This is a genomic window from Leptolyngbya sp. FACHB-321 (assembly GCF_014695975.1).
Lineage (GTDB): Bacteria > Cyanobacteriota > Cyanobacteriia > Leptolyngbyales > Leptolyngbyaceae > Stenomitos.
Map to the genome: position 1 here is coordinate 528,355 of NZ_JACJPI010000058.1, position 23,492 is coordinate 551,846.

Genomic DNA, 23,492 nt, shown 5'->3' on the forward strand with positions numbered 1-23,492 from the left:
ATTTGATTAGGAACGTTTATACTCCTGCCATGTTTAAGACTCTGCTGGGCGATCCCAACGCACGCAAACTCAAAAAATATCAACCGCTAATTACTGAGGTTGCTTTGCTGGAAGCAGAAGTGCAGCCTCTAAGTGATCATGAATTGCAAGGTAAAACAGCAGAATTTAGGCAGCGCATTGAAAAAGGTGAGAGTTTGGACGATTTGCTGCCTGAAGCGTTTGCCGTTGTAAGAGAGGCGGCACGACGCGTTTTAGGGATGCGTCACTTTGATGTTCAAGTTTTGGGCGGCATTCTTCTGCACGATAACGAAGGTGGACGGGTAAAAGGGCACCTCGCCGAGATGAAAACGGGAGAGGGGAAAACTCTAGTTTCGACACTGCCTGCCTACCTGAACGCGATCGCAGGTAAAGGCGTTCACGTTGTGACAGTGAACGATTATCTGGCACGACGTGATGCTGAGTGGATGGGGCAGGTACACCGCTTTTTGGGCTTGAGTGTAGGGCTAATTCAGCAAAGCATGAACCCAACCGATCGCAAGCGTAATTACGAGTGCGACATCACCTACGCCACGAATAGCGAACTTGGCTTCGACTACCTGCGCGACAATATGGCAACGGCGATGGTAGATGTAGTGCAGCGCCCGTTTAACTACTGCATTATTGACGAGGTAGATTCGGTTCTTATTGATGAAGCCCGCACACCGCTCATTATTTCAGGACAAGTAGAGCGTCCTAGTGAGAAGTATATGAGAGCTGCTGAAGTGGCTGCATCCCTCACCCGCAAAGTGGATGAAGACGACTCGAATGGTCACTACGAGGTAGACGAAAAACAGCGCAATGTGATTCTTGCAGATGAAGGTTTTATCGCGGCAGAGCAATTTCTAGGCGTAACAGATCTCTTTGACCCGCAAGATCCCTGGGCACATTACATTTTTAATGCGATCAAGGCAAAAGAACTGTTTATCAACGATGTGAACTACATCGTTCGCAATGACGAAATTGTGATTGTGGATGAGTTTACAGGTCGGGTGATGCCAGGTCGCCGCTGGAGCGATGGATTACACCAAGCGATCGAAGCGAAAGAGCGCGTCGAAATTCAACCCGAAACGCAAACTCTGGCAACCATTACCTACCAAAACTTCTTCCTACTGTATCCCAAGCTGGCAGGCATGACTGGGACGGCAAAAACTGAAGAAGCAGAATTCGGCAAAATCTATAACCTGGAAGTTGCCACTATTCCGACGAATCGCCCAACGGGACGGCGCGATCTATCCGACGTGGTCTATAAAACCGAAGACGCTAAATGGAACGCGATCGCTGAAGAATGCGCCCAAATGCATGAAGTCGGTCGTCCCGTCCTCGTTGGCACTACTAGTGTTGAAAAGTCTGAACTGCTGGCAAGGCTGCTACAAGACCGTAATATTCCCTTTAATCTACTTAACGCGAAACCAGAGAACGTTGAACGGGAGTCTGAGATTATCGCGCAAGCGGGACGCAAAGGTGCAGTCACGATCGCCACTAACATGGCAGGTCGTGGAACAGACATTATTCTTGGTGGTAACGCTGATTACATGGCACGCTTGAAGGTACGTGAGTACTTTATGCCTCGGATTGTGCAGCCAGAGGATGAAGATACCTTTGGTGTCACCGATGTCCCAGCGCTAGGTGGCGGTCGTGGAGGCGGTCAAGGCTTTGTCCCTGGTAAGAAAGTTAAATCCTGGAAAGCCTCGCCCCAGATCTACCCGACTCAACTCTCTAAAGAGGCGGAACAACAGTTAAAAGCTGCTGTAGACGTTGGTGTGCAGCAATACGGTGAGCGATCGCTGCCTGAACTCGAAGCAGAAGATCGGGTGGCTGTTGCGTCTGAAAAAGCGCCAACTAACGATCCAGTCATTCAAAAGCTGCGCGAGATTTACAACCTGATCCGCCAGGAATATGAAGCGTTTACTAGCCGTGAACACGATGATGTCGTGCAATTAGGCGGGTTACATGTCATTGGAACAGAACGACATGAATCGCGCCGCATTGACAACCAGCTAAGGGGTCGAGCCGGACGGCAAGGTGACCCTGGCTCTACCAAGTTTTTCCTCAGCTTGCAAGACAACTTGCTGCGGATTTTTGGTGGCGATCGCGTGGCAGGCCTGATGAATGCCTTCCGTGTCGAAGAAGATATGCCGATCGAGTCGGGGATGCTGACGCGCTCGCTCGAAGGTGCCCAGCGTAAAGTAGAAACCTACTACTACGACATTCGGAAACAGGTCTTCGAGTACGACGAAGTGATGAACAACCAGCGTCGTGCGATCTATGCTGAGCGTCGCCGTGTGTTGGAAGGGCAAGACTTGAAAGAACAAGTCGTAAAATATGCCGAGCGCACAATGGACGATATTGTTGATGCCAAGGTGAACCCTGATTTGCCCTCGGAAGAGTGGGATTTCAAAAGCCTGGTTAGCAAAGTCCAGGAATTTGTTTACCTGCTGGCTGACCTGGAGCCAGATCACCTCACTGACATGACGATCGGTGAAATCAAAACCTTCTTGCACGAGCAAGTCCGTATTGCTTACGATCTTAAAGAAGCTCAGATTGACCAAATTCAACCCGGTTTAATGCGTCAGGCTGAACGCTTTTTCATCCTCCAGCGCATTGATACCCTCTGGCGCGAACATCTACAGCAGATGGATGCCCTGCGTGAATCGGTTGGGCTACGCGGCTATGGTCAGAAAGACCCACTGATTGAATATAAGAGCGAAGGGTACGAAATTTTCCTCGAAATGATGACCGAAATCCGCCGCGATGTGGTCTACTCGGTCTTCCAGTTCCAACCGCAGGCACAGCCTACTGCTGCCGTTGCTTCAGAAACGATTTAGAGCAGTTTGGAGGGGCGATCGCGACCGCCCCTCCAAACCTCTTATAGACTTGAACCCAGTGTATGAGGAAGTCGCTAAAAACGTGGTTGTGATGAATTAAGGGTTCACAAAGTTTGCAGTACTGCCTAACCCTTGAAAAATCTGGTGCGTTTAAGTTCAATCGTTACCAAATCCCGCAGTACAGTTTTTGCCCCTCATTGAGACGTTTAACTGACAATATTTACTTGACAAGGCTAGAAGGTGTTTCGTACGCTTTTGACAAACGAACGCTTTTAGGGCAATCGTTACTTAGATGAAATACACTTACACCTAACCTTATAAGCAATACTGCAATTATCTAAAAGGCGCTATACGTTTTACGCCTTGGTGCTTATAGTGACGTTGCACAGACGTTGTATCAACAAGAACTGTCTTGACATGTCTTAAAGGTTACAGCTTCCAAGTTTACGGCTTGAAGCTGAATGAGCGATCGCCAAGTCATCAATTGAAGAAAGCCTTTGCTGGCGATTGAGCCTCTTCAAAAGCGCTGGATAGTCCTAATCACAGAGATTTTGGTACACTTGAACCAAAGTTGCACAAAAATATTCTCTAGTCCAAAAGTTTGAAATCCTCCGATCGGGCGACTTGAACAGGTGAAGCCTGCTGTATGCTCTTGCGATAATCTAGCCACATTAATACTCCACACCTACCTGAGAAAATTTGCATTCTATGCAGCCCTAATCACTCCAATGCGCTGCCTAAACGTTGAGTGCTTGACTCTATACGGCTTGTATTTGTCTGAAGCGGCGTGTCTAAAGCATCCGGTTACGCTTTGTCAGTTCTTTAAAGTGAGTGGACAACCCCTATGAATGTCGAAGGGACAAGCAAAAATCACAATAGCCAACCGTTTCCAAAGGAAAGAGGTGGGTTAAAGCAGGAAGGAGACTCCGAGCGAGATCCTCAACCGCCACGTAAAGGGTGGCGGCGCTTTTTAGTGCCTGCCCTCATTGTGGCGGCAATTTTAGGGGGCGTTGGCTGGATTGTGTTCAATCGGTTCATCATGCCAATACTGATCTTCAGCAGCATGAAACCACAGCTAACTGAGGTCGAGTTATCGTTGCCAAGGACAGCATCGATCGCGGATAGCTCAGACTATGCAGCTAACCTTGATTCACGACAGTCTGTCACTTTGCAGCCACGGGTATCTGGTCAGATTGCAGCCATCTATGTCAAAGCTGGCGATCGCGTTGAGGCAGGCACACCCATTATTCAAATTGATGCCGCTCAACAGCGTGCCCAAGTTGCCGGTCGTGATGCCGCAGTAGAGTCAGCCGCAACTGACATCACTGCGGCGCAGGCGGAGGTCGTTAGTGCTAGAGAAACGCTGCGATCGTTACAGGCAAGACGGATCGCAAATTTGTCTGACGTTCAGTTGAACCAGAGCGAATATCAGCGCTACCAGGATCTATTTACTCAAGGAGCCAGCAGCAAGCAAGTGCTTGACCAAAGGCTAAATGCGCTGCAAACCGCGCGGGCAAACCTCAGCCAAACAGAGGCAGATATCCAGGCGCAGCAGTCAATCATTTCGCGATCGCAGGCAACTGTTGCAAAAAACCAGCGTGCCTTACAGCAAGCACAGGCAAATGTGACCGAAGGGCAGGCAGAGCTTCAGTACTACACCATCAAAGCTCCTTTTTCGGGAGTAGTTGGAAACATTCCTGTTAAGGTAGGCGATTTCGTCGATAATGCATCCCCACTGCTCCGCATTACGCAGAATGAGCAGCTTGAGGTGCAAATGCAAATTCCTCTAGAACGGTCTTCTGCTCTACGCTTGGGGTTGCCTGTGCAATTACTGGATGAGAAAGGTAAGGTGTTGCAAACCGGTAAGCTATCTTTTATTGCGCCCGATGTTGACGCATCTACACAGTCTGTACAAGCAAAAGCGGTGTTTAACAATTCGAGCGGCGCACTGCGAACCTCACAGTTTGCTCGCGTCAGGGTTGTTTGGGCAACTCGTCCAGGCGTTTTAGTACCAACGACTGCCATTTCGCGCTTAGCCGGTAAGAATTTTGTGTTTGTTGGTACGCCGTTCAAGGCATCGGGCTGCAAAGCCGCCTCGGCAGGAGAGGGGGCACCGCCACCGACCAATGTTGACCCTAACCAACTGGTCATAGCTCAAAAGCCAGTGCAGCTAGGCAGGATTGTTGGCAACGACCAGGAAGTGCTAGACGGTCTTAGTGCCAGCGATCGCATTGCCACTTCCGGCATCCTGAGCCTGCAAAATTGTTTGCTCATCCAAGCGGCAGCACCAAAGTAATGTTTACGGTTTAACCTGATTGGGCTAGCAGGCAGTCGCCTTTCTGTAGTCCATAATCTCTCACCTCTGACAGCGGGCAGTTTCCTCAGGACACCTGTGCTTTATGATTCTCTCCATTTCAACCTTTTTTATTCGTCGTCCTATCTTTGCGACGGTTTGCTCGATCGTGGTGACGCTCTTAGGGATTGCGTGTATTCCAACACTGCCGATCGCTCAGTATCCCGATATTGCGCCGCCACAGGTAACGGTTACGTCTAACTACATTGGTGCTAGCGCGGAAACGGTCGAATCAACCGTGACCAATATCCTAGAGCGAGAACTAAACGGCATCAGTGACTTGCGGTATATCAAGTCTACAAGTGCTAACGACGGTACCAGCATCATCAACCTGACGTTTGGACTCGGTCGCAACCAGGATCTAGCAGCGGTAGATGTGCAGAATAAGGTGTCGACGGTGCAATCGCGCTTACCGGGTCCTGTGACCCAAACAGGTGTCCAGGTAGCAAAAGCGAACAGCAACTTCTTGCTAGCGATCGGAATTTATTCCGATCGGGACGAAAAAACAGGACAGGACGTCTACGACAGTACCTACCTCAGCAATTACGCCGATCTCTATTTAGTAGATGCACTCAAGCGGATTAAAGGTGTAGGGGGTGTGCAAACGTTTGGCGAACGGAAATACGCCATGCGTCTTTGGGTTGACCCAGAGCGCCTCGCCAGTCGTGGACTGACAGCCCAGGATGTCATCACAGCACTGCAACAGCAAAACCTCCAGGTTGGTGCAGGGCAAATCGGGCAACCACCTGTTGATGATGGACAGCAATATCAGTATGCCGTCACCGCTCAGGGGCGCTTTAAGAATGCGGAGGAATTCAACGATCTGGTTGTAAAAACAACCGAAACCGGCACTCTGGTCAAACTGCGGGATGTGGGTCGAGCCGAACTAGGGGCTGAAAACTATGGGTCTCTCCTGCGCTTCACCCCTAAAGATCGCATTACACACCAGGGCATTGGGCTTGGTATTACTCAACAATTTGGCAGTAATGCGCTGGATGCTGCTCAGGCTGTCAAAGATGAAATGAAGCGTCTAGAGGCAAGCTTTCCACCTGGAATGCGTTACGCTGTTGCCTTTGACACTACGACATTTATTGAAGCGGGCGCAGAAGAGGTTGTTGTTTCGCTAATCCTGTCGATTGGGTTAGTGGTACTCATTATCTTTATCTTCTTGCAGAGCTGGAGATCGGCGCTCATTGCCTCAATTACTATTCCAGTCGGTTTGCTCGGCACCTTTGTCTTTGTGAAGCTGTTTGGTTTCTCCATCAACACACTGACTCTCTTTGCCTTAACGCTAGCAACTGGGTTGGTGGTGGATGATGCGATCGTTATTGTGGAAGACATTACTCGACGCATTCAGGAGGATGGAATGCGACCGCTAGATGCGGCAATTGCCTCTATGGACGCGTTGACGGGTGCCGTGATTGCCACCTCCATTGTGCTTATGACGGTTTTTGTGCCCGTTGCCTTTTTCCCTGGCACTACAGGGCAGCTTTACAAGCAGTTTGCGTTGACGATCGCCTTTTCAGTTGGTGTTTCATCCTTTAGCGCCATCATCCTTACACCAACTCTGTCGGCGCTTTTGCTACGACGCGGACAGATGCCCGATAACTGGTTCTTTAATCGAATTAACTCAGCTATTGACAGCACTCGGCATCGTTACATTCGTTCACTGGATGGTCTCACACGACGTAAAGGGCTGGTCGTTGGACTGTTTGCAGGCGCATTGGCACTAACGTACTGGGTCTATACGATCGTGCCAGGAGGGTTTATCCCCGATGAAGATCAGGGCTATTTCATCACGATTGTCCAGGCACCTGAAGGCGTGTCGCTCAATTACACCCGTGATGTACTGGAGAAAGCTGAGGCGATCTTGAAGCAGCAGCCAGAAATTGAAAATATTTTTGCGGTCGGCGGCTTTAGCTTCAGTGGTTCAACCCCAAACAACGGCTTGATTTTTACAACCCTCAAACCTTGGGGCGAACGCAAACAAGCCGAGCAATCGGTGAAGTCTATTATTGGCGGCTTTTTCCCAAAACCATCGGGGCTGTTCCCCCAGATGCTAGGTATCAAAGAAGCAATAGTCATTCCGGTCGCGCCGCCAGCCTTACAGGGTGTAGGGAATTTTGGTGGCTTCGATTTTCAACTGCAAGATCGCACTGGGCTAGGGTTTGATGTGCTGGGTGAGAACCTCAACAAGTTTATGGGTCGTGCTGCGACCTATCCTTCAGCAGACAAACCCCTGCTGGCTGGCTTACGCCCCACCTTTAATGCAAACACGCCGCAAATCTCGGTGGAGGTCGATCGTACGCGGGCAAACCAACTTCAGGTGCCGCTACAGGATATTTTCAACACGCTGCAAACGTCGTTGGGTTCAACGTACGTTAATGACTTCAACCAGTTTGAACGCACCTATCGAGTGTATGTGCAGGCTGACCAGCAGTTTCGCTCAAACCCTGAAGATATTAAGCGGCTGTATGTGCGATCGCAGACGGGCAGGATGATTCCGCTTAGTAACTTGGTGACCATTACTCAGACGATCGGTCCGTCTATCATCACCCACTACAATCTGTATCGCTCCGTTGAAATTACTGGTGCCGGTGCACCGGGCGTTAGTTCAGGGCAGGCGCTACAAGCAATGGAAGCGGTGGCAAAAGAAACACTACCTAGAGGCTTCGGTTATCAATGGTCTGGGTTATCGCTGGAAGAAATTGAGTCTGGCGGCAGTGCCATCTTTATCTTTGCGCTGGGGGTTGTCTTCGTTTACCTCACCCTGGCAGCTCAGTACGAAAGCTACATTGATCCTTTCATTATTCTGCTGACGGTGCCGCTGGCAATTCTGGGCGCGTTGGTTGCAATTTTGCTGAACGGCACGGCTAACGATGTTTACACCCAGATTGGCTTTGTCATGCTGATCGGGATGGCAAGTAAAAACGGTATTCTCATCGTGGAATTTGCGAATCAGCTCTATGAGGAAGGATGGAGCATTACAAAAGCAGCAGTGGAAGCATCGCAAGAGCGACTACGACCAATTTTGATGACTGCCATCTCTGCGATCGTGGGTGCCGTGCCCCTTCTCATTGCAACGGGTGCAGGTGCTGCCGCTCGTCGATCGTTGGGCGCAGCAACCGTCGGTGGGATGTGCGTTGCTACAGTGCTCAGCCTGTTTGTCGTACCTATCCTTTACATCGTCATTAAAACAGCTGAAGCGCGTTACCGTCGTGGACCTTATAAACCCGCGAGCGCAAGCGGTCCCGATACGGAACCTGATAGTTCGACCCCTACCAGTAAGGAAGCTACCTCTAAGCGTTAGACAGATAACGTTAAGCAGACAGCCCTACAGCGATTGCCCTGAACCCTATTGGTGGCGCTGTAGGGTTCTGTTCTTTTAAACGGTATGAAGCTCTGGCAATGCTACGCGGTCTTGGCAGTCAGCGATGTGAAACTCTCTTAAAGCGGGGCTGTAGAATCCTGATAGCGATCACTTTTTCTGTAGAAAGAAGTGGCAGCTAGAGTAAGGTACAGGTAAACCGAAGACCCTTAGGGGGGTGAGCGATCGGTGAGTCACGGTAGCTCTGTGCTGCTGATCGTGTTCACGAATGCAAAAATGATTGACAAAAAGGATTCTCCTCCAGCAAGGTGCTTTTTCCAACCGTTTTCCATTACAAGAGTTTTCACACTTGTCCAAACGAATAATGTTAGACGCAGCCTGTTACCAGCGACCGTCCTGGTTATGCTTGCCGCGACTCTACCCGTACAGGCACAATGCACCACCTCCTACGAACCTGGAGCACAGCCACAGCGGGTTACTACGGGTTTGTTTGATGGCAGAGTGGGACGCATCAAGGTGATTAACAACACCGAAAACGCAACGCTCATCTCGCTCTACCATCCTGATGCGCCAAAGCGAGTCTTTAGATATTGGTATGCGGAGCCTGGCGAGGGCTATCTGCTAGGCACTGATAACTACAGCAGCGATTGGGGCATTCAAGTTGATGAAGGTCCAATCTGCATTGTGGGACGAGTTGCCAGTTGGGATGGCAGCACCTTTACAACCTTTCCTAGCCGCCTCTTTATTACAGAGGCAACGCCCAGCATCAAGGGAACCGTCAGTGGAAGTCCAGTAGCGCTACCATCCCTACCACAACTCCCAACCGACTACGAGACAATTGCTCGCAAACAACTAACTGAAGGCGACATCCGAGGCAGTCTTCTTTCCTTGCTGCGGGCTGCCGATCTTTACAAGGCAAGTGGACAAATTGCAGACGAAAAGCGGGTTCGCGATCGCATTAATCAGATCCGTGGCAACTAGGTGGTAGCTATAGACTGTAGGATTCTTAAGACTTTTTTCCTACGGCTTAAGAATGACTGGAAAAAAATAAAGGGTCGTCTACAATAAAAGTAGCGGAGACGCAAGTTTCCGTTCACTCCTCACACCACATTCCGCCTGAACGTTTGTTCGGGCGGTTCCTTTTTGAGGCGCTACTGACGAAACATCAAAAATTATGTCTAAATGAGTGGGCAGTTGTATCGAAAGCACCAGTTATCGCTATGGTAGAATTTCGGGATAACGATGTAGGCAAGGATTCCTAGAATGGCAGCAGCAGTGCAAGTGACGGATTCTTCTTTTAAACAAGATGTTCTTGAGAGCGAGATTCCAGTTTTAGTCGATTTTTGGGCACCCTGGTGCGGTCCTTGTCGTATGGTGGCTCCGATCGTCGACGAAATCGCTGCTCAGTATGATGGTCAGGTAAAGGTCGTAAAGCTCAATACTGACGAAAATCCTAGCGTTGCTAGCCAGTATGGCATCCGCAGCATTCCGACGCTGATGATCTTTAAGGGCGGACAGCGCGTTGATATGGTGGTTGGTGCAGTACCAAAAACCACTCTGTCCAATACGTTAGAAAAATACCTTTAATTTGGATAGGCAAAGCCCTAGTTGAATCTGGATATAGGGACATGATCACTCATGGACAACCATTTCAGATTCTAAATGCGGTCATCTCTTATTTCTAAGCTCTGATTGCTTGGCAATAAGCGTCTAGTGAATAACTAGGATTTACTTCACTAAGTAGCGATCGGTCATCAAGCATATTGCATTAACGCCGCAGAAAATAGATTCTTGCGGCGTTTTTAGTTTATTTACTGAACGAGGGTCGCTGTAATCTCGATAGAATAGGATGCTGGCTGTTGGAGGAATTCATGGCTTCATCTCTGTCATCAAACCCATCTGAATCGCTTCATGCTGATGTGCTGCGTTTGCTCGATCGTTTACCAAATTCACAGCATGGAGAACTGATTCAGCTTGTGTTGGCAACGATCGTCAGAATGGCGGAGAGTGATATTGACCGTCTGGACTGGAAGATTTGCGCTGCCTCGCTTCAAGATATGGAACGAGCCTTTAAGACGTTCTACCCCTATCGGCACGTGCGGAAGATTGCTATCTTTGGCTCCGCCCGTATTATGCCCGATACACCTGAGTATGCTCTGGCAGCAGAGTTTGCACATCGTGTGACACAGGATGGCTTTATGGTCATTACGGGGGCAGGCGGCGGCATTATGCAAGCGGGTAATGAAGGAGCCGGACGCGAAAAGTCCTTTGGTCTTAACATTCAGCTACCGTTTGAGCAGGGCGCAAATCCGTTTATTGAAGGCGATCCAAAACTCGTTCCGTTCAAGTACTTCTTTACACGCAAACTTTTTTTCTTACGTGAAAGCGATGCGCTAGCGCTATTTCCCGGTGGTTTTGGTACTCAGGACGAAGCCTTTGAGTGCATTACGCTGACCCAAACGGGAAAATCATCGCCAGTACCGTTAGTGTTGATTGATAAACCTGGTGGCAATTATTGGCATGACTGGCACGACTATATTCAGAAGCAACTGCTCAAGCGTGGTTTGATCAGTGCTGATGATCCTAGCCTGTACACTATTACCGATCGCCTGGATGTTGCGTGTGAGGCGATCGCCAACTTCTACCGCGTTTTTCACTCCTGCCGCTACTTTGGCAATCGGCTTGTCATTCGTCTCAATTCGGAACTATCGGATGCTGATGTCGAGCAGTTGAATGAAAACTTCAACGATATCTTAGTAAAAGGTCGCATCGAAAAAAGTCAACCTTTACCTCAAGAAAAGCAGGATATGGCTGATGGCTACTCTCATTTGGTGATGTATTTCAACCAGCGCGACCTGGGGCGGTTGTATCAATTTATCGCTGCACTCAATCAATTTGGCGCACCGACAGAAGAACGTACTCACCCAGAACGGAAGTAGGTACTGCTGGGGAGAAGAGGAGAAGAGGTAAGAGGTGAAGGAGTGAAGAAGTAAAGAGAAACGGCGTGGGCGATCGTCAATGGCTGTAAGGTCAAGGTGTGTTTGATCTGAGTGAGAACTGCCGTATACCGCAAAGAATGTGGTTAAAATACCGCATCGAGGAAAGAAGTTGGCTATTCTAGGGGCTAGTAAACAGTCAACAATGAAGCCCTTGCTATGCTTTCGCAAATTGTGCGTCCGATGGTTCAAACCCAGATTCGACTGCTGGCAAATAGTCGTGCCATGCGCCCCACAATGGTCTCGACAGTTGCTCACTGGCTTGGCTTTTTGGGAGTCCGGGCTCAGGTAACGCATCTTGATGCGGGTGCTGGCAAAATTCACATTTCCCTTTCGGTTGATAAGCCTGAAGGGTGTGATGCTCATGACTGGCAGCAAATTCTTCACAATTTGAATACGGCTCGAACAGAGGCAGAGGTCGTCTCTATCAATCCGGTAGAGTTTACGCCGCAACAGCAAAGCAAGATGCAACGCTTGCTAGCCTACCTCATTCAGGTGGGCGCACCGGATAGCTCTGTTGATTGGGAAAGCCTCCAGCCTCAATTACAGGCATTAGGGCTGAGTGAACCAATGGTGCTTGGCATTCGATCGGCGTTGAAGGTGCCGCAAGCGCTTGATGATTTGCTAGATGGTTTAGATTCTGATGTAGCGGCTGTAGCATTGCCGAAAGCGGTTAGCATTGCGATGCTCGATCGCCAGGTGAATGCTTCTGAAGATCAAGCTTTAGTGGCGTTATTAAAGGCAATGAAGCATCAATGAAAAATATGAAAGCTAAGGGCTAAAGGCTAAGTAGCATTTTTTAGCCTTAAGACTTTATCCCTCATCTTTTACAGGAACGAACTCTAGTCGATACCGATAAAGTGCTACCGGACGATCGCTTGCCTTGAAGTAATCTTCATCCTGCGGCGAGAGATAAATTGCTGTGACTTGATCTGCCGTGATTGCTGGCTGTCCTGTAGTAACGACCTCGGCTGCTAGGTGGTGATAAGCTGTAGTCGTTTCGACTTGGTTCAAGTAAGGATTGGGTACACCGCGAAAGACCTGCTGAAACAACTCGCTTGTAAGAAAGTCGTCAGCAGCAGGCGTTTCGATAGCACGAGCAGTCACAACAGAAATAAGTTGTCGTCCACCTTGCATCAGTGTGATCTGGCGGTTGGGCGATCGCGGATCAACGGTAACAGCCAGCACGCTATCGCCCAAATAAGCTTTTGCTAAGTTGAAGCCGTTAAAGGCACGATCGGACACCACAGCATCTTTAACAAGCCCTTTCAACGGCAGTAACGAGAACACAGTAGAATTCGTTGACAGTGAACGAGACGGCACAAAGCGAACGTTACAGGCGATCGCCTGATTCAAATATTTTTGATTGCTGTCAAAACCTGGTGTGACGATCGCAGGTGCTAAGGGTGCCGCTAGTTCCACCAATGTACTGGTCATTTTCCAGGTGCCAGCCAGCCAGTCGGGGTACTCCAAATCGCCGTTAGCTGTCTGTACGACTGGTTTATCGTCCCAATGTGGGAAAGCAGCAAGGCGGTCAGCGAGCAATCCAGCTTGAGCGTTACTACTCAACCACAGCCAGCAGACCAAGGTGCAACAGACAACCTGCAAAAGTGGCTGGAGTGAAGGAAAACGGCACTTAACGTTGCTGCATAGTGCTAGGCTTCGTACGCTTTGTACTGCCTTAACCCGCACCCCAGCGTTCTCCTGCAGGAAAAGAGATAAGCGCTTCAACACCCGTCTTTCAATGTAGGACAGTTGGAACGGTGAATAAGATGACGCTTCCAGCAATGCCCTCAATTTAACGTGTTGCCACCTTTTCTTCATGCTGCCTGCTGCTGCGATCATTCTTAATCGTATCAAGGGTTGCGCCAGCATACGGGCAAAAGTGCAGATAGGCTTAAAAACTTTAACTCAATCACACACCGTGCGACATTGCTTAAATGCCTGTCCAGACAGTTCCTCTATGAAAGCAGAGATCCAGTAAAAGTGCGGAGCGATTTCAGCGTTTTCTGCGAGAGTTTTTTTATGGTGATTGTCAACACTAACAAGAGCAAAGGAAGCAGCGAGCAGTTTTGGTTAGCTGTAAAACCGTTTAGAAATTGCTTCATACAACAATTAATTAGAAGAAGTTCACATACAGAGAGAGTAGAACGGATGCTAAACGCACTGATGATGGTCTCAAATGCCTTCATCTCGTTAAGTTATTTCATCATTGCTTCCTTACTACTGCTGCCCTTCTTGAAGGGAAAGCAAAAGACATCACTGGTATTAGTCACGATTCTGGTGTTTTTTAGTTGCGCTTTGGGGCATGGTGGACACGTCTTGCTCATGCTAGAGCAGGGGCATCAAACTCGTACCTCGCTCTTGCTGCCACTTCAAGTAGGAATTGATCTAAGCACCGCCATGCTTGCGGGAATCTATATTGCATTACGGCACTCTTATGCCTTCTTAATTGATGGACCTTTGCTGTTGACGCAGACTCAAGACCAATTAACAGAAACGCTAGACGTACTAGCGCATATGAATGACAATTTAGAGTCAATGGTTCAAACCCGCACAACGGCACTGTCTAAGGCGAATGAGCAATTAGAATACGAGATTGCGAAACGCAAGCAAGCAGAGACGGCTTCGCAGCAGCTTTTAGAGCAGTCCGAACAACAAGCGCAACTCCTGCGTACCGTGATCGACTCAACCCCTGACTGGATCTTTGCTAAAGACCACAACTTTCGCTACATCTTTGTTAACCAGGGGTATGCGTCTGCACTCAATCAAACACCAGAGATGATGCTGGGTAAGGATGACCTGGAGTTGGGTTTTCCTGAAGAACTAGTTTTAGGGAATCTTGAGCAAGGCAGAGAAGGTTTTCGGGCGGATGACCAGCGTGTCTTAGCCGGTCAAATCATTCATAATCCCCATGATCCAGCGACTGATGCTAATGGTTTCTTACATATTTTTGATACTCAAAAATTTCCCTTATTTGATGCCAAAGGTCAGATTTTTGCAGTTCTGGGTTTCGCTCGCGATATCACCAGGCACAAGCAGGCAGAAAAGGCACTTCAGGAAAGTGAGGGTCGACTACAGGCAATTTTAGATAACTCGCCTGCCGTGATTTACTTGAAAGACACTGAAGGGCGCTTCCTCTCAGCCAATCGGCAATTCCAAACCATCTTTCGCTTGAGCCAGACTGAAATTGTTGGGAAGAGCAACTACGATATTTTTCCGCCTGCTTTAGCCGCCGCCTTTCATGCGAATGACCAAAGTGTCCTGCAAGCAGGCGCCGCGATTCAGTGGGAAGAAGAGGCTCTACAGGAAGATGGCTTGCACACTTACCTATCACTAAAATTTCCCCTGTTTGATGCCGACGGGAATGCCTATGCAGTTTGCGGTATGTCTACTGATATTACAGAGCGCAAGCAAACAGAGGTGGCGTTGCAACAATCGGAAGCGCAACTGCGAGAAAAAGCACGGCAACTTGAACAAACCTTGCTGGAATTGCGGCGGACTCAAACGCAACTCGTACAGACTGAAAAGATGTCTAGCTTAGGGCAACTTGTTGCTGGCGTAGCCCACGAGATTAATAATCCGGTCAACTTTATTTATGGCAATCTGATTCCTGCGGGTGACTATATTCAGGACTTACTTCAACTGTTGGCACTTTATCAGCAGCATTACCCAAAGCCGCTGCCAATGATCGAAGCTGAGATTGCGGCGATCGACCTTAACTTTATTGTTGCTGACCTGCCCAAACTGCTGTCATCAATGAAAATAGGTGCAGAGCGTATTCGCCAAATTGTGCTGACTTTACGCAACTTCTCACGCTTAGATGAGGCTGAACGTAAGACAGTGAACCTTCATGAAGGGATTGATAGCACCCTGCTCCTGCTGCAACATCGGTTTAAAGCCAAACCAGACCAGATAAAAATTACAGTGCTTAAAGACTATGCTGACCTGCCTTTAGTTGAATGCTATGCTGGACAGCTCAATCAGGTATTGATGAATCTGCTGACCAATGCGATTGATGCATTGGAAGAAAAATACGCTGAAGAGCCGACTCAAATCGCTCTCCCAACCATTCATATTCAAACGGAACTGTTGAATTCAGAGTGGGTTCGCATTCAAATAGCAGACAATGGTGCAGGTATCCCAGAAGCTATTCAACCACGTTTATTTGACCCGTTCTTTACAACAAAAGCGATCGGTCAAGGTACAGGGTTAGGGCTATCAATTAGCTATCAGATCGTGACTGAAACGCATGGAGGTAAGCTGCAATATCAGTCTACACCGCAGCAAGGAACAACCTTTATGATTGATCTGCCTCTTAGACATTTGCACAAAAGTCATGAAAAGTAAGTGCTGGTCACAGCGCGATCGCCAGATGGCGCGTTGAGTGCTGTTGTTACTTAGTTACACCTGCCCCGCGAATGCTATCTGTCTCCTGTTTAACCCTCGATCGCTTGAAGAGTATGACTTGGACCTTGCGGTAAGTACATCTATAGTCAGAACTAACTGTTTGAATTAGCGACTCAGGGGCACTCTAAGCTAGGCAACTTAAACACTTTCGTGGATCAAGTCTTATATGCTGTCACAACAAGACGCTACACTACCTCTTACTCAGGAAGCGTTACTCCACCGTATTGCCAATCGCATTCGCCAATCCTTAGAGCTTGAGACGATCTTAAGTACGACAGCAGCAGAAGTTCGCGCTTACTTGGGCACCGATCGAGTCAAAATTTATCAATTCCGACCAGATGAGCACGGGGTTGTTGTAGCAGAGTCACTGCAAGGCGATCGCTTGCCATCGCTTTTAGGGCTGCACTTTCCCGCAGACGATATTCCACGTTACGCCCGTGAACTGTTTATACGCGCGCGGCAGCGTTCGATCGTGGATCTTGGTAGCCATGAGATTGGTATTAGTCCACTCAACTGTCCCGAAACCGGAGAAGCGATCACCACGGCTGATATTCGGTACCGTCCCGTTGATCCGTGCCATCGCGAGTACCTGACAGCGATGGGAGTCAAATCCTCTGTCGTGGTGCCGATCGTGCTTGAAGGCGAAGCTGCTGGATCGTACAACCTGCCTTCACTCCAGTCTTCCAAGCAACTTTGGGGGCTTTTAGTCTCACATCACGCTAATCCTCGTGTTGTCACAGAAGCAGAGCTGCAATTTATTCAGGCAGTAGTAGACCAGGTAGCGGTTGCCATTGCTCAATCGGTTTTGCTGGAGCAGGTGCGTGCTCAGGCACGCCAAGAAGCCAATATGAATCAAGTTACGGCACAGCTACAAATGTCTCCGACGGTCAATTGGCAGGATGCACTTGAAGCAGCTTCGGACACCCTTAGTGCAGGTGGTCGGTTGTATCTCTTTGGAGATAGTTGTTCACCAAAAGAAATTTACACTAATGGGGAGCAGCCCGCTCTCATTGATCCCGCCCAGAACCGTTCAATTGAAGAGAACTTGCTATGGCAGCAATATCTACACTCTGCCTTGGAGCAGCCTTCGGATGAAACAGGGCATAAACCCTGGTCGGTTGAGTGGATGCGAGCCGTCTACGAACTGGCAGACCCTGCTCATAACTTCAAGCCGATCGCGTCATCTTGGGCAGTGAATGATCTTTATAAAGAGCCTTTATGCCGCACCCTTGCTCCCTTCTTTGATGGCACAAGCATTCGCAGCGCTCTCATTATTCCTCTTAAGCACGGTGCCCAAATCATTGGCTGCTTAACCTTCTTCCGTAGCGAAATACAGACAGAAACTCAGTGGGCTGGGTACCACGATCCAGATACACGTCAGTTGATGCCGCGTCAATCCTTTGAAGGCTGGCGGCAACTTAAGAAAGGACAGGCACAGCACTGGACAGAAGAAGAGATCAAGTATGCTCAGGCTCTCGGAGAACGCTTTGCGGCAACAATCAAACAGTATCGGCTGTATCAGCAGGTGCAAGCGCTCAACACCAACTTAGAACGACAAGTAGAAGAGCGAACAGAAGCACTCAAACAGCAATCTGGGCAACTTCAGCAGTCCAATACCGAGCTAGAACGGGTAGTGGAACGGCAAATGACACTGTCTCGAATCGTTGCCAAAATTCGTGAATCCCTAGACATCGACACAATCTTTCAAACTGCCACGCAGGAACTAAATACTGTCCTCAAGGCAGAGCGCGTTGCCGTTTATCGCTTTAATGCCGATTGGGGAGGAGAGTTTGTCAGCAATTACGAAGCCGTTGCACCTGAATGGCAAAGCAATGGACAGCTTGGGGTAAATACCGTTTGGAACGATACACACCTACAAGACACTCAAGGCGGTCGATACCGCACAGGTGCTAACTCAGTTGTACATGACATTTACCAGCAGGGTTACGCTCAGTGTCATCTTGACCTCCTTGAACAGTTCCAAGTGAGGGCATTTATGGCTATTCCCATCTTTGCCGGTCAAACGCTGTGGGGCTTACTGGGTGTTTACCAACACTCTGCGACTCGTCAATGGAGAACGTCTGAAATTAAGTTTGTCAGCCACATTGCAGAACAATTGGGAGTTGCCCTGCAACATGCAGAGTTGCTAGCTCAGACACGACATCAGGCTGACCAATTGGCACAGACCTTGAATGATTTGAAGCAAACACAAGTGCAGTTATTCCATAGTGAGAAGATGTCTAGCCTGGGACAATTAGTTGCTGGAATTGCCCATGAGGTGAATAATCCCATCAACTTTATTGGTGGCAATCTAACTCACATCCATGAGTATACTCACACTTTATTGAAGCTGCTCCAGGCTTACCAGCAACAGATACCAACCCCATCACCAGATTTGCTTCAGCTTTTGGAAGACAGCGATTTAGCTTATATTGAAGAAGATTTTCCTAAGCTCTGCGCCTCAATGCGGATGGGAACTGAGCGCATTCGAGAGATTGTTCAATCGTTGCGGAATTTTTCACGGGTAGATGAAGCGGAGGTAAAAGCGGTAGACCTGCATGAGGGTCTAGAAAGTACGCTCTTGATCTTGCAGCATCGCTTGAAATTAGTTTCGGGTACACCGATCGAGATTGAAAAGCACTACGAAACCTTACCTCCAGTTCATTGTCATGCAGGGCAACTCAATCAGGTGTTTATGAATTTGATTGGTAATGCGATCGATGAATTAGAGACCACTGAAAAAGACCACCCAGTTTCCAGAGTAGTGACTGTTTCAACCCGTTGTGCTGAGGCTGGCTGGGTAGAGGTCTCGATTAAGGATAATGGTCGCGGCATAGCAGAAGATATTCAAGCCAAGCTGTTTGATCCTTTCTTTACCACCAAGCCGATGGGAAAAGGCACCGGGTTGGGCTTATTCATTAGCTACCAAATCATTGAAAAGCATGGGGGACAGTTAATCTGTCAGTCCCAACCAGAGCAGGGGACCGAGTTTATCATTAAATTGCCTTGTTAAGTGAAGAGCAACTAGGGGTTGAAGCTACTAGAGATTGTCGATCGCCACAGGTTCCACCGTATCTGCCATCGTGAAACCAAACACCCTGGAATAAAAGTAAAACTCACCATCCAGCGTCCGTTTGATGTTTTCGGCTTTGCGAAAGCCGTGTTGCTCGCCTGCAAAAAGAACGTATGCCACGGGAAGTTTTTTGGCGCGGAGGGCATTGACCATCATTTCTGCCTGGTTGGGTGGCACAACTTTATCTTCGTCTCCCTGGAAAAAGATCACGGGACAGGAGAGGCGATCGGTGGCATAGAGGGGCGATCGCTCTCGGTACAGTGCTTCAGCTTCGGGGTAGGGACCAATCAACCCATCCAGATAACGGGCTTCAAATTTGTGGGTGTCTTTTGCTAACGCTGCGAGATCGCTCACGCCATAGAAGCTAGCGCCCGCCTTAAAGACCTTGCGAAAAGTCAGTGCTGCTAGCGTTGTATAACCACCCGCGCTGCCACCGTCGATGACCAGGCGATCGCCATCGACTCTACCAGCGTCAGCGAGATACTTGGCACCATTAGCGCAGTCATCCACATCCACGATGCCCCACTGACCTTTCAAGCGCTCGCGATAGGCGCGTCCATAGCCTGTACTTCCGCCATAGTTGACATCCAGCACCGCAAACCCGCGACTCGTCCAGTATTGGATCTTCAAGTTAAAAACGGTTGAGGTTGAACCAGTCGGACCACCGTGGCTTTTCACTAAGAGCGGCGGACGTTCATTGGTAGGCGCGGTGTAGTCTTGATTGGTCGGCGGGTAGAAAAAACCGTAAGCAATTAAGCCGTTTTCGGTGGGAAAGGCGATCGGCTCTGGTACAGAGAGATAGCCTGGATCGATCGTTAAACTGCTGGAGCGACGAAGAATCTCAAGTTTCTGGGTTGCCAGATCCAGTTGGGCAATCACTCCTGGTTCTGTTGCCGAACCAGCATTAAACAGCACTCGACCCACAGCCACATGAATACCGCCAATTTCGGTGTAGGGTGTGGTGATCGTCTCCAATTGCTTCGTCTGTGTATCCAAACTGGCAAGATACGAAATACCATCCTTGCTGTAAGTACAAATCAAACGGATTGCAGACTCAAAGGCATAGTTGGAGATGCCAAAGACCCAATGGGGCAAACCAAATTCGGCTTCCATCGGGCAAAGCGCCTCGGTTTCTGCCTGCCAACGGTATAGATTCCACCAGCCAGAGCGATCGCTGATAAAGTACAGCACCCCATCAGGCGACCACTTTGGTTCTAGCACCGACTCGTCCCTGCCACCCGCAATTTTTTGAGGTTCCTCTAGCGTCCCGTCGGCTGCGATGGCTGCTACCCACAGCTCAGTACTATCCCAGGGCATATTTGGGTGGTTCCAGTTAATCCACGCTAGTTGAGTACCATCGGGGCTAAGGCGTGGCGATGAGTAGAAGTCGCTGCCAGAAACGAGAATTTGTTGATCGGTGCTGCCATCTAGACTGAGGCTGACGATCGTATTCACTGCCTCGCCCTCGCCTGTATGGTCTTCTCGCACACAGATCAGTCGCTGCCGCTGGACATCAACCATACCATCGGCATAGCGCCAGGCTGTTTCAGGCGTAATGGCGACAGGTTCAGCACCAATTTCCTGACGATACAAACGCTGATCGGCGAAGTTAGAAAAATAGACAGTGCCTTGATTGACAAGATATGACCCGCCCCCATACTCATGCACCCGCGTCCGTACGTTTAGTGGGGCTGGTGTAATGTCTGCAATTTGACCATTCGAGCTGCGTTGCACCAGCACATTACGACCCGCTTCAGTTGGGCGCAACTCTGTCCAATACACATTTTCGCCATCCAGCCGGACGCTGCCCAACCCGATCGTGCCAGCCACAATCAAATCAGAAGAGATGGGAGATTTCCAGGAACCGTAAGAGTCAATGCGAGAAGAGGTCATAAGGTGGGGAGTGAGGGGAGAAGAGGGGCAAGGGGAGCTTTGAGGCAAGGGGAGCAAGGGGAGTTTGAGTCAGCCTTTAGCCTTTCAACTCCTGAGCCAGCCAGCAACTATTGTAACGAGGTCTTCTTAATACTGAGATCTTGAACGATCGCAGCAAAGATCTTATTGATCGTTTCTTTAGCGGCATGAAACTTTGGCACATTCCAGGCGGGTGGCTGCGATCGCTCCAGTTCATCATCGTTGAGATAGACGTGATAGCGAAGCTCAATTTGGAGCGCTTCTACGTCTGCTATCTGACCATAGTGTCCCGTAATGTAGCCACCATTGAACACTTTGTTTTGTACCGTCTGATAGCCTTTGCTCAGAAAATGTTTTTCTACAGTTGTGATTAAAACGTCTGAACAGGTTTTGCCATTGCGGTTGCCCAAACAAACGGACTCTGTCAATGGCACTCCAAAACTATGCAGATCCAGCAGGTAAACGTGACCAAACGCCGCAATACTTTCCTGAAGGAGTTCAGTTAATTTTTGATGGTATGGAAGGTAGAAGGTGTCGATGCGTTCCTGTAGTTGTTCAGGGCTGGGAAGCGTAGCATAAATTGGTTTGTCGAAGGCAGTTTTCTCCGGCATCACCGCTGTCCAAAAGTTGCCAAAGATGGGATCTTGCAGTGGGCGGTTGAGGTCAACGACGTAGCGGCTATGAGTAGCTTGCAGAACTGTAATGCCTAAGGCCGGGAGCGATCGGTATAGTTGATCAAGATGCCAGTCTGTGTGGGGTAGCGCTTGGAGGTGTTCCGGTAGAAACTGAGCCGCGATCGCGTCGGGAACGATCATCCCGCTATGCGGCAGATTCGCGACGATCGGCACTGCTTGCCCCGATGGTAAATGTAAAAGATAGGGCTTCATATGCTTCAGCATAAGACGGATTGAAAACCAATGCCCCTTTTACACGCTACCAAGCAAGATTCCCCTGCCTACGGTTTCCCTTTTGATAAGGGAGATCAAGCGGAAGAATCTGTAATCAGCATTTGCCTTGGTCTAACGGCTTTAGACCGCCCATGCTTGAATCCAATGCTTGAAAAGAGCGGCAGTCTGAGACGAATCTAGAAACTTGGCGAACCATAACTACGATCGTTTTGGTATAAGGGCTATATCCGTAGCATCTACAAATGTGTTGAACTCTAAACCTGTCTGCGATCGCTGGTTTGCCACGCACCAAGTTAATCCCGGTCTTTATTGCATTGGCGAACTGCATTATTGGGAGTGGAATCGTGCGAACCTGTGGCTTATCAAAGGGCAAAAGCAGGATTTGTTGATTGACACTGGGTTGGGCGTGGCGAGCTTGCGCCAACATCTTGCGTCCTTGCTGGATAAACCACTGCTGGCGATCGCCTCTCACGTCCATTTTGACCATGCAGGCGGGTTGCATGAATTTGACCACAGAGCCATTCACGTGGCTGAAGCAGAGGCTTTACGAGCGGGCGACAACCACATGGCATTATGTGATCCCAAGTTTGGCTGGGTGCTGGATGAGCATTTTGAGCAGTTGCCCTACGCAGGGTTTACCGCGATGGAATATACGCTCCATAGTGCCGAGCCAACGCAGCTTTTGCAGGAAGGCGACGTGCTAGATTTGGGCGATCGTGCGTTTGAAGTGTTGCATCTACCAGGGCATTCACCGGGTTGCATTGCGCTGTACGATGCCAAAAATCAAGAACTCTTTTCTGGCGATGTAATTTATGATGGCGACTTGCTCGACCAACTACCAGGAAGCGACATTCCTACTTACATCGACACCTATGAGCGCTTGCAGAAGCTACCGATCGAAACAGTCTATCCTGGTCACTACGCTACGTTTGGGCGCGATCGCTATCAGCAAATTATGGCAGAGTATCTGGAGGCAAAGCGGCAACCGGGATGTCCGGGAGAGGTAAGGGTAACGGCGTGAAGGGGTGAAGGAGTGAAGAGGGATGGGGGAGAAAGGGAGCAGGGGGAAATGGAGCATTTGCCGGATAGCTTGAGACGGTTGTTTGAGGAAGCGTTGGAGCCGGATGAGCTGTTTACGGCATTGATGCCAGCGTTGGGAGAGGTGTTGCCGTGCGATCGCTCTTTTCTCTATTTACGAGAGCCAGTCAAACAACATGGAATCATTACGCACTGCTGGGCACGTGATGGTCGGGCGGCGGATTGGCTGGGTGCCGATTGGTTAGAAGGTGCGAATGCCCCGCCAGATCCACTCATGACGCTCGCGCTACGTACCCCTATTGCTGTGTTTGTAGAAGATATTGAGACGGCGGGTAGTGATGTGGTCGATCGCGCCTATGAGCGAGAAACCTTTCGGCATCGCGCGTTGATTCATGCACCGCTTTATTTTGACGAGGCGCTGATTGGCATTCTGGAGTGCTCTGTGTTCGATACGCCGAGGGTATGGAGTGAAGACGATCGACAGCTAATCGCGCATCTGCAAGCCAAACTCATGATTCCCGCACAGGCGTATCAAGCCACCCTATTTAATATGTAAATTCAGCTTTCAGCCTTTAGCGTCTAATCCTACGCTGATCGCTGAGCGCTGATAG

Annotated in this window: 14 protein-coding genes; 11 read left to right on the forward strand and 3 right to left on the reverse strand. The window is 49.3% G+C overall.

The window, feature by feature from the left end; genetic code table 11:
- Positions 1-29: 29 nt before the first annotated feature.
- From secA to H6F76_RS13070, 7 genes are all read left to right on the forward strand, one after another.
- A complete protein-coding gene (gene secA / locus H6F76_RS13040; protein WP_190508729.1) occupies positions 30-2,864 on the forward strand; it encodes a preprotein translocase subunit SecA in 2,835 nt (944 codons plus the stop codon).
- A gap of 844 nt (positions 2,865-3,708) precedes the next feature.
- On the forward strand, positions 3,709-5,160 hold the full coding sequence (locus H6F76_RS13045; RefSeq protein ID WP_190508731.1) for an efflux RND transporter periplasmic adaptor subunit: 1,452 nt from the start codon (positions 3,709-3,711) through the stop codon (positions 5,158-5,160).
- A gap of 103 nt (positions 5,161-5,263) precedes the next feature.
- Positions 5,264-8,527, forward strand: a complete 3,264-nt coding sequence (locus tag H6F76_RS13050) for an efflux RND transporter permease subunit (protein WP_190508733.1) — start codon at positions 5,264-5,266, stop codon at positions 8,525-8,527.
- Positions 8,528-8,947: 420 nt separating this feature from the next.
- Positions 8,948-9,526 carry a hypothetical protein gene (locus tag H6F76_RS13055; protein WP_190508736.1) on the forward strand — a complete coding sequence of 193 codons (579 nt, stop codon included), beginning with the start codon at positions 8,948-8,950 and terminating at the stop codon, positions 9,524-9,526.
- A 282-nt stretch (positions 9,527-9,808) separates the two neighbouring features.
- Positions 9,809-10,132: a thioredoxin gene (trxA, locus tag H6F76_RS13060; protein ID WP_190450120.1), complete on the forward strand. Its 324-nt coding sequence runs from the start codon at positions 9,809-9,811 to the stop codon at positions 10,130-10,132.
- 284 nt (positions 10,133-10,416) lie between these two features.
- A complete protein-coding gene (locus H6F76_RS13065) occupies positions 10,417-11,484 on the forward strand; it encodes an LOG family protein (protein WP_190508738.1) in 1,068 nt (355 codons plus the stop codon).
- Positions 11,485-11,700: 216 nt separating this feature from the next.
- The gene (locus H6F76_RS13070) at positions 11,701-12,300 is read left to right on the forward strand and encodes a hypothetical protein (RefSeq protein ID WP_190508740.1); all 600 of its coding nucleotides are present in this window, start codon (positions 11,701-11,703) and stop codon (positions 12,298-12,300) included.
- 54 nt (positions 12,301-12,354) lie between these two features.
- Here the strand turns inward: H6F76_RS13070 and H6F76_RS13075 are convergent, their stop codons facing one another.
- Complete coding sequence (locus H6F76_RS13075; protein ID WP_242036631.1) at positions 12,355-13,110, reverse strand: DUF6816 family protein; 756 nt, start codon at positions 13,108-13,110, stop codon at positions 12,355-12,357.
- 585 nt (positions 13,111-13,695) lie between these two features.
- On the opposite strand from H6F76_RS13075, the gene H6F76_RS13080 reads away from it, so the two are divergent.
- Both H6F76_RS13080 and H6F76_RS13085 read left to right on the forward strand, forming a co-directional pair.
- On the forward strand, positions 13,696-15,891 hold the full coding sequence (locus H6F76_RS13080; RefSeq protein ID WP_190508741.1) for a PAS domain-containing protein: 2,196 nt from the start codon (positions 13,696-13,698) through the stop codon (positions 15,889-15,891).
- A 226-nt stretch (positions 15,892-16,117) separates the two neighbouring features.
- Positions 16,118-18,964: a GAF domain-containing protein gene (locus H6F76_RS13085; protein ID WP_190508743.1), complete on the forward strand. Its 2,847-nt coding sequence runs from the start codon at positions 16,118-16,120 to the stop codon at positions 18,962-18,964.
- Between the two features lie 27 nt (positions 18,965-18,991).
- Here the strand turns inward: H6F76_RS13085 and H6F76_RS13090 are convergent, their stop codons facing one another.
- Positions 18,992-20,917, reverse strand: a complete 1,926-nt coding sequence (locus tag H6F76_RS13090) for a S9 family peptidase (RefSeq protein WP_190508745.1) — start codon at positions 20,915-20,917, stop codon at positions 18,992-18,994.
- Positions 20,918-21,024: 107 nt separating this feature from the next.
- Positions 21,025-21,822, reverse strand: coding sequence for an N-formylglutamate amidohydrolase (locus H6F76_RS13095; protein ID WP_190508747.1), 798 nt, complete (start codon positions 21,820-21,822; stop codon positions 21,025-21,027).
- A gap of 265 nt (positions 21,823-22,087) precedes the next feature.
- On the opposite strand from H6F76_RS13095, the gene H6F76_RS13100 reads away from it, so the two are divergent.
- Positions 22,088-22,864, forward strand: coding sequence for an MBL fold metallo-hydrolase (locus tag H6F76_RS13100; protein ID WP_347276013.1), 777 nt, complete (start codon positions 22,088-22,090; stop codon positions 22,862-22,864).
- Between the two features lie 48 nt (positions 22,865-22,912).
- Entirely contained in the window at positions 22,913-23,437 is a 525-nt protein-coding gene (locus H6F76_RS13105; RefSeq protein ID WP_190508749.1) for a GAF domain-containing protein, read from the forward strand.
- Positions 23,438-23,492 lie beyond the last annotated feature (55 nt).

Bases quoted from the DNA above. Each gene is read 5' to 3' on its own strand.
- secA (WP_190508729.1), top strand. From the start codon at position 30: ATGTTTAAGACTCTGCTGGGCGATCCCAACGCACGCAAACTCAAAAAA.
- H6F76_RS13045 (WP_190508731.1), top strand. From the start codon at position 3,709: ATGAATGTCGAAGGGACAAGCAAAAATCACAATAGCCAACCGTTTCCA.
- H6F76_RS13050 (WP_190508733.1), top strand. From the start codon at position 5,264: ATGATTCTCTCCATTTCAACCTTTTTTATTCGTCGTCCTATCTTTGCG.
- H6F76_RS13055 (WP_190508736.1), top strand. From the start codon at position 8,948: ATGCTTGCCGCGACTCTACCCGTACAGGCACAATGCACCACCTCCTAC.
- trxA (WP_190450120.1), top strand. From the start codon at position 9,809: ATGGCAGCAGCAGTGCAAGTGACGGATTCTTCTTTTAAACAAGATGTT.
- H6F76_RS13065 (WP_190508738.1), top strand. From the start codon at position 10,417: ATGGCTTCATCTCTGTCATCAAACCCATCTGAATCGCTTCATGCTGAT.
- H6F76_RS13070 (WP_190508740.1), top strand. From the start codon at position 11,701: ATGCTTTCGCAAATTGTGCGTCCGATGGTTCAAACCCAGATTCGACTG.
- H6F76_RS13080 (WP_190508741.1), top strand. From the start codon at position 13,696: ATGCTAAACGCACTGATGATGGTCTCAAATGCCTTCATCTCGTTAAGT.
- H6F76_RS13085 (WP_190508743.1), top strand. From the start codon at position 16,118: ATGCTGTCACAACAAGACGCTACACTACCTCTTACTCAGGAAGCGTTA.
- H6F76_RS13090 (WP_190508745.1), bottom strand. From the start codon at position 20,917: ATGACCTCTTCTCGCATTGACTCTTACGGTTCCTGGAAATCTCCCATC.
- H6F76_RS13095 (WP_190508747.1), bottom strand. From the start codon at position 21,822: ATGAAGCCCTATCTTTTACATTTACCATCGGGGCAAGCAGTGCCGATC.
- H6F76_RS13105 (WP_190508749.1), top strand. From the start codon at position 22,913: ATGGAGCATTTGCCGGATAGCTTGAGACGGTTGTTTGAGGAAGCGTTG.